This window comes from Vibrio sp. MM46 (genome assembly GCF_027587135.1).
Taxonomy (GTDB): Bacteria; Pseudomonadota; Gammaproteobacteria; order Enterobacterales; family Vibrionaceae; genus Vibrio; species Vibrio harveyi.
Map to the genome: position 1 here is coordinate 58,456 of NZ_JAPPTO010000030.1, position 13,187 is coordinate 71,642.

12 protein-coding genes are annotated in these 13,187 nt (G+C 43.5%); 5 read left to right on the forward strand and 7 right to left on the reverse strand.

The annotated features are described in order from the left end of the window. The first annotated feature begins 196 nt into the window (after positions 1–196). From OH459_RS24220 to OH459_RS24235, 4 genes are all read left to right on the forward strand, one after another. Positions 197–1,603 carry an ATP-binding protein gene (locus OH459_RS24220; protein WP_269989113.1) on the forward strand — a complete coding sequence of 469 codons (1,407 nt, stop codon included), beginning with the start codon at positions 197–199 and terminating at the stop codon, positions 1,601–1,603. Next, entirely contained in the window at positions 1,581–2,231 is a 651-nt protein-coding gene (locus OH459_RS24225) for a response regulator transcription factor (RefSeq protein WP_269989115.1), read from the forward strand. The genes OH459_RS24220 and OH459_RS24225 overlap by 23 nt, the downstream gene beginning before the upstream one ends. After that, positions 2,228–3,052 (forward strand): DUF2861 family protein, encoded by an 825-nt coding sequence (locus tag OH459_RS24230; RefSeq protein WP_269989117.1) that lies wholly within the window; start codon positions 2,228–2,230, stop codon positions 3,050–3,052. Before OH459_RS24225 ends, OH459_RS24230 begins: the two co-directional genes overlap by 4 nt. A gap of 73 nt (positions 3,053–3,125) precedes the next feature. Then, positions 3,126–5,396: a glycoside hydrolase gene (locus tag OH459_RS24235; protein WP_269989118.1), complete on the forward strand. Its 2,271-nt coding sequence runs from the start codon at positions 3,126–3,128 to the stop codon at positions 5,394–5,396. A gap of 88 nt (positions 5,397–5,484) precedes the next feature. Here OH459_RS24235 and OH459_RS24240 read toward each other — a convergent pair whose 3' ends face one another. Next, positions 5,485–6,132 carry a glutathione S-transferase family protein gene (locus tag OH459_RS24240; RefSeq protein WP_269989120.1) on the reverse strand — a complete coding sequence of 216 codons (648 nt, stop codon included), beginning with the start codon at positions 6,130–6,132 and terminating at the stop codon, positions 5,485–5,487. A 118-nt stretch (positions 6,133–6,250) separates the two neighbouring features. Between OH459_RS24240 and OH459_RS24245 the strand changes: the two genes are divergently transcribed. Next, the gene (locus OH459_RS24245; protein ID WP_269989122.1) at positions 6,251–7,081 is read left to right on the forward strand and encodes a LysR family transcriptional regulator; all 831 of its coding nucleotides are present in this window, start codon (positions 6,251–6,253) and stop codon (positions 7,079–7,081) included. A gap of 9 nt (positions 7,082–7,090) precedes the next feature. On the opposite strand, the gene OH459_RS24250 is transcribed toward OH459_RS24245, so the two are convergent. The 6 genes from OH459_RS24250 to OH459_RS24275 form a co-directional block, all read right to left on the reverse strand. Beyond that, positions 7,091–7,663, reverse strand: a complete 573-nt coding sequence (locus OH459_RS24250; protein ID WP_045487337.1) for a dioxygenase family protein — start codon at positions 7,661–7,663, stop codon at positions 7,091–7,093. Between the two features lie 138 nt (positions 7,664–7,801). Further along, positions 7,802–8,470, reverse strand: coding sequence for an arginine ABC transporter permease ArtM (artM, locus tag OH459_RS24255; RefSeq protein WP_009696340.1), 669 nt, complete (start codon positions 8,468–8,470; stop codon positions 7,802–7,804). Continuing rightward, the gene (gene artQ, locus OH459_RS24260; RefSeq protein ID WP_005388570.1) at positions 8,467–9,156 is read right to left on the reverse strand and encodes an arginine ABC transporter permease ArtQ; all 690 of its coding nucleotides are present in this window, start codon (positions 9,154–9,156) and stop codon (positions 8,467–8,469) included. The genes artM and artQ overlap by 4 nt, the downstream gene beginning before the upstream one ends. 1 nt (position 9,157) lies before the next feature. Next, positions 9,158–9,889 carry an arginine ABC transporter substrate-binding protein gene (locus OH459_RS24265; protein WP_005443853.1) on the reverse strand — a complete coding sequence of 244 codons (732 nt, stop codon included), beginning with the start codon at positions 9,887–9,889 and terminating at the stop codon, positions 9,158–9,160. 88 nt (positions 9,890–9,977) lie between these two features. Continuing rightward, complete coding sequence (gene artP, locus OH459_RS24270) at positions 9,978–10,706, reverse strand: arginine ABC transporter ATP-binding protein ArtP (RefSeq protein ID WP_101905864.1); 729 nt, start codon at positions 10,704–10,706, stop codon at positions 9,978–9,980. A 265-nt stretch (positions 10,707–10,971) separates the two neighbouring features. Further along, positions 10,972–12,864 (reverse strand): methyl-accepting chemotaxis protein, encoded by a 1,893-nt coding sequence (locus OH459_RS24275; protein WP_005450160.1) that lies wholly within the window; start codon positions 12,862–12,864, stop codon positions 10,972–10,974. Between the last annotated feature and the right edge of the window lie 323 nt (positions 12,865–13,187).

The window sequence follows — 13,187 nt, forward strand, 5'->3', positions numbered from 1 at the left end:
TTACGAAGAAAAGGTAAAAGTGAATTGGGTAACTAGACGAGTACTCAGCGACTCAACAAGTCTACGAGGTACGGATATTATCGCCGTTATCTGTACTCCGTATTTTTATGTTTCGGTACTATTGTTGACAGTAGGGTTACAAAACTCAGTGAAATAGCTCTAGAATTCGAGGGTCTATTTGAAACCAAGGTTTGTCATGTTTGAGCGCATATCTTTCTTATTGTTTGGCAGTTTACTGTCATGCTTGGCGCATGGAGAAACCTTGCAAAATCGCTGGCAAGAGCTCTACCAAAATACATGGCAAAACACTCCATATGCCCTTACACAGAACGAATTGAGTCGTTATCCACCAGCCTTATTAAAAAGTAGTGCACTCTATCCCGACTTCAAAACGTTTACTTGGCATGATTTGCGACTCTTAAACGCCGCCGCGACCCATTGCCAAAGCATAAAGTCAGATAACGCCAAACTTAACCGAGCGATAGAGTTTGAACTTGCACTTTGTAGAGGAAAACAATTAAAGCCGGACTGGTTTAGCTCAAACAATGTCATGCACCCAGCAGGCGGTAGTTATGCCGATCGATACCTCAAAAAATATAATAACATTGAGCCACAATCATTAATGGCAATTGCACCATTCACCACAATTTCCAACCCAATTAACCCCTTACATCGGAAACTGGGTTCCCTTTCTCCGCAAGGACGAGATGCCCTGCTAAATGGTTATCGAGCATGGTTAGAGGCTGATACCCTATGGCTTGGGAATGAAAGTGGCTTAAAAGCGGTGTCTGCTTCGGTTTGGCAGCCGCTAGCTCAAAAAGCCAATCTGTCTTTACAAGGTGAGAATTGCGCTTTTACTTACAGTAATTTATGCATCGCAGAAAGAAACACATCGACAATTTCATGGCAGATCGTGCTTACTCTTTTAGGAGGCATTTGCTTAGCTTTTATTGCTCGACTGAGCTTTTTAAAGCATAAACAACGTCGAGAAAAACGTTTTATTTTACAGTTGCTCACTCATGAACTTCGAACCCCTATCACTAGCTTAGGGCTAACTGTAGATATATTTCGCCATCAATTTGATGATATGGACGAGACATTACAAGATACGTTTTGGCGTTTGGTTTCAGATTATCAGCGCCTTTCGCAACTTACTGAGAACAGTAAGACCTATTTGAGCACCTCAACATCAGATAAGTTGTTGTATCAAACCGCATCACTAGAAGAATGGCTAACCTACTGTTGTGAGAAAAATAATGTGAGATATCAACTCAACCAAGATAAGCAACTCAGCTTACCTTATTACTGGTTAACCATTTGTCTTGAAAACTTAGTCAAAAACGCTCAACAGCATGGAGCCGGAGCCATCACTGTGCATGTTCAAGTTTCCCAAACACTGACGATAGAAGTGCAAGATGAAGGTCAGTTCCCTTCTTATTGGCAACGGTTATTTCCTTCAAAAGCGGCTCATTCAAACAACATGGGGATTGGTTTAGATATTGTGAAACATTTAATGAAGATGGCGAATGGAAAACTCATCATTCTTCGTAACCCTACTCGTTGTATATTGGAGCTACCTTATGAAGACCATTCTGCTGATTGAAGATGATGAACTACTCGGTCAAGGCTTGGTTGCCTTTTTCACATCTCATCAGTTCAAGTGTTTGTGGGCGACCAATGCCGAACAAGCCAACAAACTCTGGTATAAAGCGGATGTGATAATTTTAGATCGTCAGCTAAATGACGGAGATAGTTTACAACACTTAGCTCAGTGGCTATTGCTGAAAGCGGTACCTGTTATCGTTTTAACGGCAAAAATAGAGGTTGAGCAACGTATTGAAGGACTAATGGCTGGCGCAAAAGATTACGTTACTAAACCATTTTCTAGCGAGGAGTTACTTGCAAGAGTACTCACTCAATTGCGCCCTCTTGGTTCTAGTTTGTTGACGTACGAGAATATCGAATTGGATTTAGGGCAAAGAGTAGCGCGAGTTAAACAGCAGAACATTGCGCTAAAACCGAAAGAATTCCAGTTACTATTGCTGTTAGTTCAAAACCAAGGGCGAGTTTTTCACCGAGATGAATTGCTGAACAAAATTTGGGGGTATGAAGCCTTTCCCTGCACTCGTACCGTAGACAACCACATATTGCACTTGAGACAAAAACTGCCAAGCTTGAACATTGAAACGCATCGCGGTGTAGGTTATCGACTTCGTGAGGAACAAAAATGACACGAGTATGCAAAAGGCTCCTATTCGCTTTAGCCGGTGCGGGGACGGTTTTGTCGACTTATGCTCACGCAAACCTATTTACAGCCTCTCCGCTGGAACATACTTATCAAGCCACGTTGACTCATCAGCCTCAGTTGGCTTGGCAAGAGCTTTTTCTCGCTCTACGTCAGAATGAAATCAGTAGCAAATACTGGGTTCCTATCAAGAATGAACTCCTATCCCAAACCGCTTGTGGAACGGAGCTGAGTTCAGGGAAGAAATTGACGTCACAACTCACGCTTGGTGTGATTAGGCGATTTGGGCTCACCTCTCAAGGTTATCAAATCCGCCTTTCTGTTGAGCAATACACGAAAAATCAATCCGTTACACTCACATCGCCAAATGGTGTTGCATTACTTAAAGGTAACTTGATTGCCAACCCACAATATCAAGAAATCGAGAGCATTGACCTGCTGCAAAAACCAGTCTCGGGAATTTACACCTTATCTCTTGGAAACCAGAAAATAGATTTACTGATTGCAATTCCGGAAGGTGCACCATGGTTATCTCTGGAAAATAAAGAAGGGCACAGAACAGTCGAAACAACTTTGCCAAGTAACGTCTCATCTTGCCCAAAAGCCATGACAACGTGGCAATGGTTTGATAAGAACTACAATTTGCTAGGCAGTGCGATCCCATTTACCCATTCTCTTGAAGGCATTCCTAAACAACCGTTCACTGAGGACAAAGCAGAACATTTGACTGCAAGTGTTGAATTAGTTGAGTTTCAAAATGGCGTGCAAATTGAGTATATCCAGCGATTAGCCATCCCCTATCGATAAATAGAGACATATAGGTGACACGCGCAATATCGCACTTCGATTAAATGACGTTATCGTTAATTGGAGTTTAATTATGTCACCCAAAAAAGTTTTACTGTTTCTTTTTCTTAGTAGTATTAGTCTTATCGCAATCAAACCAAGTTTTGCCCGACCTATACACCTTCACGATCAAAACAACCAAATCTATATTGCACCGCAAACACTGGAAATTCGTTGGAATACATTATCCATAAACGAAGCCTCATTAACCGTCGACAAACAGAAGCAACAAAGTTATGAGATTCTTAAAATGGCAAAGAATCTTGTTTCTTGGAAGCTTATTCCTAGCCAAATAGAAGTCACAGCAAGATTATCAGACTCTACGCTCGACCTTTCCTTTGACTCTGGATCAAACACGACCGTTTCTCGCCAAAAACCAATGTCTCTGAATTGGTTTGATCTCAATGAAAATCGAAGCCAAACGCTTCTATTACCCCTTAGCGAGGGAATGCGAATTCCTATCTCTAACGCGCAATGGGCTGCGTTCCTCGAAGATAACTATTCGGGTTCAAACACGACACAAGATCTCAAAATGCCATTTTGGACAGTCGAACAAAACGGTAAGTACATCAACTATCTCATTACAACGCCAACCAATAACCTGCTCAACTTCGAACGCGTCAATGGACGAACTAACATGTCTGCGAGCCATCAATTTACGCAACTTAATAAAGATGAACCCTTTAAGTTGCAAGTATCGATTGATGACACGCAGTTGAGCGGAGCAAAAGCATATCGTCTATGGCGCCAACATGAAGGATTCAGCGATCCTCTCAGTGCAAAAGCAAAACGCAATGCCAATGTAAAGAAACTGATTGGAGCAAGCCACGTGTATTTATTTGGTAAAGGTCCGCTTAGCATTAGTGATGTAAAAGACTGGTGGGGCCTGAAGAGTTGGTATTTGACACAATCCAATTTGACAGTGCCAAGCTCCGCAAAACAAGAGCTAGACGCACTAAAAAAACAGCAAAAATGGTTTAGCCAGTATCACAAGCAACTGCTGCTCGATTCAATTATTGACTCGTTAACGACAAAGTTCCCTGTCTCTTATCCAACCTTAGACAACAATACTATCCAAGATCAGTACCGCGCGGCTCAATCTATTAAGACCTACTTAGCAACGCATGCTGGTCGCTATTTGAATGGCACAAATACTTGGGGACAAGCGCTTTCATCTGGCATGCTCGATAACTTTCACAAAGCGGGATTAGCTCATCTTTGGCTTGGTTTTGATAATTGGATGCCAAGCTTCTATAACCCACAACTTATAGATACCGCGAAACAACAAGGCTATTTAGTTGGCGTATACGATTCTTATAACACTGCGATTCACAAAGGCAGTAACGACGGTTGGTTAACGGCAAACTTGCCTGAAGAAATGCGCCTAGGGTGCGCAATTGAACTCGCTAGCGGAAAAAAGAAATCTGGCTTTCGAGGGAATGGATATTATCTCAACCCGAACTGTCAATTGGACTATGTAAAACGTCGGATGTTAGATATTGTTAAATATGGTCACTTTAATAGTCTTTTCTTGGATGTCGATGCGACCGCAATGGCAAGAGAGGATTACCGCGACAACAGTGGCGAAAGTGACATGCTAGACGCGTTTAATCAAAGATTAGGTTGGTTGGCAAAACAAAGCGACCTTGTTTTGGGCTCTGAGGACGGCAACGGGTTAACCACTAAAGGCATTGCATTTGCTCACGGCTTAGAAACGGTTGGCTTTGGTTGGATTGACGCCGACATGACGAAACATCGCCAATCTGAGTATTACCTCGGTCGTTGGTACCCAGACCAAAAACCAGAGTACTTCTTTAAATCTGCAAAAGTAAAAGAGCCTTATCGTTCGCTACTCTTTGCACCTCAATATCGTGTTCCCCTTTATCAAACGGTATTTCATGATGAAGTGATTAACTCTCATCATTGGCATACTGACAGTCTAAAATTCAGCAATGTAAAAATGGAGCGCGATCTAACTGCGATGTTGTACAACACCCCAGCGATGGTACATCTCACTCGAGATGAAGCTCTGACAGATCAAAGCAAACGAATACAAGCGCTAAAGCACTATCAGGATGGCTTCGCTCCTATTCATCAACAGTTGTGGAACCAAGCGTTAGTGGATTTTTCTTGGTTAGATTCTGAGGGTAAGGTCCAGCAGACAACCTTTGAGAATGGCAGTCAAATCATTGCTAACTTCTCATCTTCTCCTTATGACAACAATAATATCGCCGTACAAGCAGGTTGCATTTATGCACAACTAAGTAATGGACAAAAGATAAATTGGTGCAGTCAGGCGCAATAATCTAAAGAGAACAATCTAATTTCTACTGACACTTTCTCTACAGTGATTACTTAGACGTAGACTAAGCAACCACTGTAGAGGAGTGCCGTTAAACCTCTACCCCTGCTTCATCTTCTTCTACGATATCCGTTTCTTGACTCGCCTCTTCCAACCATTGCTTTAGAGATTCACTTGCTAGCACCTTCTGTTGGTAAGCTTTGGCACCTTCCGATAACTCGATGCCATAAGTTTGGAAACGCAATGCCACAGGTGCATACATAGCATCTGCAATCGACCATTCTCCAAATAACCAGCCGTTCGGATGCAGCTTGGCTTGTTCTGCCCAAATAGCGTCAATGCGAGCAATATCTTTACGTGCACCTTCAGTTAAATCGACTTTTCTGCGCGCGCGGATATTCATTGGGAGTTCGTTTCTTAAATCAAAGAAACCCGAATGCATTTCTGAAGCGATGGCGCGTGCTTTAGCTCTTTCTGCAGAGTTGCTTGGCCATGCTCTACTTTGCAAGTATTGCTCGTTTACGTATTCCAAAATCGCTAATGAATCCCACACTGTTGCATCGCCATCCATCAAGACCGGTACTTTCGCCGTTGGTGTAATATCTTCCAAGGTCTTATAAAAATCTTCCGAGAATAACTTGAGCTTGGTGACTTCCACATCCAATTTGAATTGAGAAAAGATCAGCCATGCGCGCAGTGACCAGCTTGAGTAGTTTTGGTTAGCAATAAACAGTTTCATGACGCCTCCATGCGGTTCGTGTTTTGATTACCCATTCACAATATCTGATTGTATTTAAGGGGACTAACGGATAGTTTTGATGGAACACTTCAACAAAAACGATGGATGAGTTTTAGATATGGATATCGATGCGTTGCGCAGCTTTCTTGCTTTTGTAGAAACGGGCAGTTTCACTCGTGCAGCCAAGCAGATCAATCGCACCCAATCAGCGTTTAGTGCACAAATGCGTAAGCTGGAAGACGAGCTCAGTGTCAGCTTATTTGAAAAAGAAGGTCGCAGTCTTGTCTTAAGTGAAGCGGGATTGGCACTACGCTCTCATGCAGAGCAACTAGTCAGCTTACACAATCAAGCGCTGAAACAGGTGAAACGCTATGAAAATAAGCGTCCTCTTCGCTTAGGTTGTCCAGAAGATTACAACGACAATATCCTGCCTAAAGTCATTCGTGTATTACAACAATCTGAACCCACGTGTTCGATTCAAGTCTTCAGTGAGCCCAGCATCACCTTGAGAGAAAAGCTGGATGAAGGAAAGCTAGACGCCGCTATTGTGACTAGAGCACCGGACAGTGAAGAAGGTTATTGGCTAGCAAGCGACAAAGGCGTGTGGATTGCTCACCCTGATTTTAACATCGAGACCGCCCAACCTCTCCCTCTTGCCCTTTTCCAAACCGACTGCAAATACCATGCGGCAGCGGTAGACGGATTAACCAAACGTGGTATCCCTTATCAACTACTGGCGTGTTGCAATACAGCATCGGCACAAAGAGCGATTGTACGTTCAGGCATGGCTATCGGCGCTATGGGCAGTATTAGCGTTAGCGATGATCTCGAGATCTTAAACGATATGCCATCGCTGCCTTCCGTGGATATTGTGCTGGTCACGGGTGTCGAGCCTCATCCAATACTGGATAAAGAATGCTTGGCGCAATTGGGGGAGTTAATGGCTTAGCCGGATTAGCTAGCCAATCACAAAGTTAAATTCGCCCGTTAACCGCCCGTCGATTCGTATAGTTTCAAACTGTAGATAATCACGGGCTTTGCCTCCCCACCATTCATCGCCAGTATTGCCTTTCAAGTACAACTGAGTGGTCAGAAGTTCTTGATTATCTCGCCACAACTTAACGTGAATGTGCGGTGGGCGAGAAGCATAAGGTACAGGGTATAAGGTCTGAAACAAGTAGCGACCATCCGATTGAGTTTCGACTGCGCCAAAGCCAACAAAGTGAGTATCAAACTTATCGTTATTTGGTTGCTTAGGATGATCGTAAATCCCCTGCCCATCGCATTGCCAGATTTCTACTTTGATGCCTGAGACAGGGTTTCCCGATGTATCTACTACTCTGCCTTGCAACACGATAGGTTCACCGAGCAAGCCTTCTGATTGCAGAATCAAGTTTTGACGAAGAGGAATATCCACTACTGGATAAAATGGTCCCTCTGTTTGTGCTGGCGTCGGCCGCATTGGCGTTTTCGCTTTTAAAGAGGGGGCGAACAACAATGCCCACAGTGCTAAAAAGTGTCTTCTTTCCATGATGCCACCAATGCAATTGGGTTGAATTAAGTTTGGTGGAACTTGAGGAATTTGTCATGACGAATATAAAAAATGCCCCTGCAAGAGAGCCATTCGCAGAGGCACTGTGGAACTAAATGATGAGTGTTGATTGAAGGATTATGCGGCTTCGAACGCCAATGCTTTCTTCTCTACCTGCCGGAAAATGAGAGTTAGCACACCATTTACCGTTAAATAAAATGCGCCTGCAATACCAAATACCGTCAACGTATCGTAGGTTTGTGCGTTAATGCGCTGCGCATAACCCATCAGATCCATGATCGTAATCGTGCTTGCTAGTGACGTGCCTTTGAAGACCAAAATCACTTCGTTCGAGTAAGCCGGAACAGCACGGCGAATAGCGTATGGCAGAAGCACTTTCAATGTTGCGGTTTTGTTCATGCCTAATGCACGACACGCTTGCCATTGACCGGAAGGAATCGCGTTAAACGCCCCTTTGAACAACTGAGTGCTGTATGCAGCGGTATTGAGTGCTAGTGCTAACATCGCACAAAACCAAGGTTGGCTTAACCATGTCCAGAATACGCTTTCTCTTACGACATCAAACTGACCCGGACCGTAGTACACCAAGAAGATCTGCACCAATAAAGGCGTACCAGTAAACAAGGTGATGATGCCACGACTTAACCAATGCAAACCCGGAGTACGTAAGATCAGAGTCAGCGTCATCATCAAAGCTAAGAGACAGCCCACCACCAAAGAAGCAGCGGTCAATTGGAGGCTAGTGCCTAAGCCATCCAGCATTTGCCAAACGTGTTGTTCGTTCATGCGGTAGCCTCCTGTCCCATACTCATACCTTGAATTGAGAACTTCTTATCAATCAGTTTTACGGCACGTTGCGTAATCAAAGTAATGCCTAAGTAAATCGCCGCAGCAGTTGCGTACCATGTAAACGCTTCATGCGTCGCTGCAGATGTTAGCTGCGCTTGCTTCAATAAATCAGTTACGCCAATCAGTGATACAAGCGCGGTATCTTTCAGCAAAACCAACCATTGGTTAGTTAAACCTGGTAGCGCGTGTCTTACCGCTTGTGGCAAAACAATGCGAACAAAAGCGTGTGCTTGACTGATGCCGAGTGCACTTGCTGCCTCTCTTTGCCCTCTTCCAACGGCTTTCAATGCGCCACGTAAAGTTTGAGAAGCATAAGAGGCGAAGATCAATGACAACGCCACCACGCCAGACAAGAACGGGCTAACTTCAATAAAGTCGCCGGTGATTAAAAACAGAACCTGCGTCGAACCAAAATAGATGAACAACACGACAAGGATTTCTGGCAAGCCACGTACAATCGTCACAAACGCCGTCATTGGCCATTTAACGAAAACACGGCGAGACATTTCACCACTGGCGAATACCACTGCCAGAATCAAACCGACTAAAAGGCTTGTGAAGGCTAGCTGGACAGTCATCCAACTAGCTTGAACAAGCGATAAAGAGTAACCCGTTAGTGCCATATTACTTACCGAAGTACTTGTTGTAGATTACGTCGTATTCGCCGTTTGCTTTCACTGTTTTCAGTGCCGTGTTCAGCTTGTTCACTAGCTCGTCGTTACCTTTGTTTACTGCGATACCGAAACCGTTACCGAAGTATTTAGGGTTAGTGACGTGCTCACCCACGTAAGCTAGGTTGTCTTCTTTCTTGAACCATTCTGCTACGACTGCTGTGTCACCGAATACAGAATCAATACGACCATTTTTCATATCGATGAACGCGTCTTGGTAGCTTGAGTAAGGAACCGCGGTTACGCCCGGCATTTGCTCAATCAGGTAACTTTGGTGTGTTGAACCGTTTTGAACACCAACACGCTTACCTTCTAGTGCTTTTTGATCAGCCACTTTTTCTTTGATAGAAACAAACGCTGCTGAGTTGTCGTAGTAAGGGTCAGAAAAGTTTACTTGTTCCAAACGTGCATCAGTAATATCCATTGCAGAGATAGCCGCATCGTAACGCTTGAATTTTAATGCAGGGATCAGGCTGTCAAAAGACTGGTTGTGGAAGGTACATTTTGCTTCCATTTCTTTACATAGTGCGTTCGCCAGATCCACATCAAAACCTTGGATTTGGTTGTTTTCATCCATGTATTCGAACGGTGCGTAAGTCGCTTCCATCGCAAATTTGATCTCTTCTTGTGCTGCTGCGTTCGCTGAGACAAGGCCGATTAGTGAAGCTAGTAGAATCTTTTTCATTGCAATACTCCGTGTGTACTTAGTGGGCTGACACTCGCAATGACAGCCGAGCTTATCTGTTAAATAGACTGAACTTTAAAAACGTAATTTAGTGATTTAGGTAATCGGCAAACTGAGTGGTTTGCGGATTAACAAATGCGTCGTGCGTACCGTGCTCTACGATGTGCCCTTTTTCTAGGTATAGAACATGGCTAGCGATTTTCTTGGCGAAATCCACCTCATGGGTCACAACAACTTGTGTAATTCCCGTTTCGCTTAAATCATTAATAATCTTGACCACTTGATTCGTAATTTCAGGGTCAAGCGCTGCGGTAGGCTCATCAAAAAGTAATACTTCTGGTTTCATCATCAGCGCACGGGCTATCGCCACACGTTGTTGCTGACCACCAGAAAGTTGCATCGGCCATGCATCCGCTTTGTCTGCCAAATGCAGCGTTGCGAGAATTTGCATTGCCTGCTTCTTCGCTTGTTCTTTATCCATGCCAGAGACTTTTACCGGAGCCTCAATCAGGTTCTCCATCACTGTCATGTGTGGCCATAGATTGTACTGTTGGAAAACCATGCCCACTTTACGACGAAGCGCTAAACCTTGTTTCTCTTTGATTTCAGTTGAAAAGTCGAATGCGTCATCAGCGATGTTTAATTGCCCATTATCCGCGCCTTCAAGAAGGTTAAGAACACGTAGTAGAGAGCTCTTCCCTGCACCACTTGGACCGAGTAACACCAGCGTTTCACCGCTTTCACAATTAAAACTGACATCGTGTAAAACTTGGGTATCGCCGTAAGATTTATTGATACTTTTAACTTGAATACTCATGCTGCCATACTGCATTAATTGTCATCTGGGAGTTATACTAGCAAGAAAGAGATTTTATGCAATAAAAATGTATAAAAATTTAGATTGTTAATTTTTTGTATAATGAACAACCAACAAAGCAGAGTATATGACTGGTGCAATGAGTTTAGGTTTTAACGAGATTTGTTGAAAAACCTAATGGAAAGGAAGTCAATGAAAGGCAATAAAAAGAGAGGCATGCGCCTCTCTTTCGTTGGTGTTAAGTCTTAATCTTGAACGATATAACTTAGTTCAACTTAAACATGCTGACACTATCACGAAGCTTATTCGACATCGCAATCAAGGCTTCTGATGTATCCACATTGTCTTGAACATCTACCGTCGTATCACGTGCAAGATCATTCACGTTAATCACGCTTTCGTTGATCTCATGCGCCACCTGAGATTGCTCTTCAGCCGCAGTGGCAATTTGGTGGTTCATATCTTGGATTCGCTGGATTTCATGGCGAATCTGGTCTAGAGATAACGTCGCCTCTTCTGCCTTATCAAGCGTGCGTTTTGCACTGTCCGAGTTGTCTTGCATCAGCAATACCGACTTGTTCGCTTGCTCTTGCAGAACTTCAATCATCGATTGAATCTCATTGGTGCTTTGTTGCGTTTTCGTCGCAAGAGAGCGAACTTCATCCGCTACTACAGCAAAACCGCGACCATGCTCACCAGCACGTGCAGCTTCAATAGCAGCATTCAGTGCAAGCAGGTTCGTTTGATCAGCAATGCCACGAATCACATCCAGAATACCGCCGACATTTTCCGTTTCAGTATGAACGTTACGTATCACCTGTTGGACCTGGTTGATGTCGTTTACAAGCGTCGTGATATCAGAGTTCATTTGAGCAACAACCGTCAAACCTTGCTCTGAGCTGTTATTTGCATCGCTTGATGAGCTTGATGCCTCAACCGCACTTTGGGCAACCTCAGCCACCGTTGCTGTCATCTCGTTCATTGCTGTTGCAACTTGCTCCAGTTGCATCATTTGAGATTTAGATGAGCCATCCACTTTGATAGATGAACGCTCCAGCTTGCTCGACGCTTCAATAAGCTCTTCCGAAGACAAATTGATGTCGGTGATCATAGTCTTCAACTTATCTGCCATTAACAATGTTGAACGATACACACCAATGTCACTGCCTTTTGCAGCTGGAATATCAGTCAGATCACCATTCGCAATCTTGTCGACTAGACGTTCAATCTCTTTCGGCTCGCCACCAATTGGGTTGTACAACAACTTTTGAATTAACAATGACGCACCTAGCGTGCCAATAATAATGAACACAAGACCAGAAACTAAGTTGGTGATCACTGCTTCACGAGACGTAGCTTTAATGTCTTCCCAGCTCGCGAAAGCCCAAACGGTCCAACCAAGCGCTTTCGAACGTTCAGATACAACGTAAAACTCACCACGGTCTGGAACCGTGTAAGAGTGTGAGCTAGATGCATCACTCGCGTACTGCTTGTATGAAGGTCGTAACTCAAACAAATCTTCGCCGACAAGCTGCTCTTCATACGCCGCCATCAAGTAACCATCTTCACGAGCAACAAAAACATTGCTGTCTTCCGCCAACCCATTAATGAAGCGAGTCAAATCGTTCATCAGCAGACTCAAACCAACAATCGCCACGACCTCACCGTTTCGTTTTACCGGAATAACGAGAGAAATAGACATCTGTCCCGTGCTCGCTTTAAACGGCTTAGTTACGACTTGGTCCTGCCCAGACATCGCCTTTACATACCACTCCCTTTGCAGCTTTTTAGCATTAAAAGTTGGATGCAGACCTTTTGAATCTGAATCGTAAAGAGTTCCGTCAGGAAGCGCGATAAAGTAGTTGGAAACCCCTAGGCTCTTTGTACCTTGAACCAACATCTCCACCATACGGTTATCAATAGATGCAGTTTGGTTGTTGACTTCAATGGCAGACGCTGTCGCTTCTAAGCTCGTAAAGTAAGTTTGGATCTTTTGTTCAACAGCTGACGTTATTAAATGCGTACTGGTAGAAAGGTTAGTTTGGTAAGAGTTTGTGGAAGAAGAGTTAATTTGGTTGTAACTCAACACTGAAATAATAGTTACGATCGTAATTATTAAAATACCTATTGATGCTAAAAGTTTATTCTTTGCATTCATGCGACATTTATCCAAAAGGGTCAAATGTTTACTTATTGTAAACAAGCGATTAAATAAAATACTTATATTTTTTCTATCTGACTTTTATAAGTGTATATAGACAAAAAAAGTTAGTTTCATATGCACTTTCAATATAAGAAAGTGGCAATGAACTGAATAAACAAAAGGCGGCTAGCCGTGTGAGGACTATCTAGCACAACTTCGGATTTATACGCTCTATATGCCAAAACTGAAAGAACCCCAGCGAGGCGAACTATATTGCCACTCTATTTTACCTTTATGAGTTTATTTTGATAATCATTTTGATGAATAACTCAACAAAG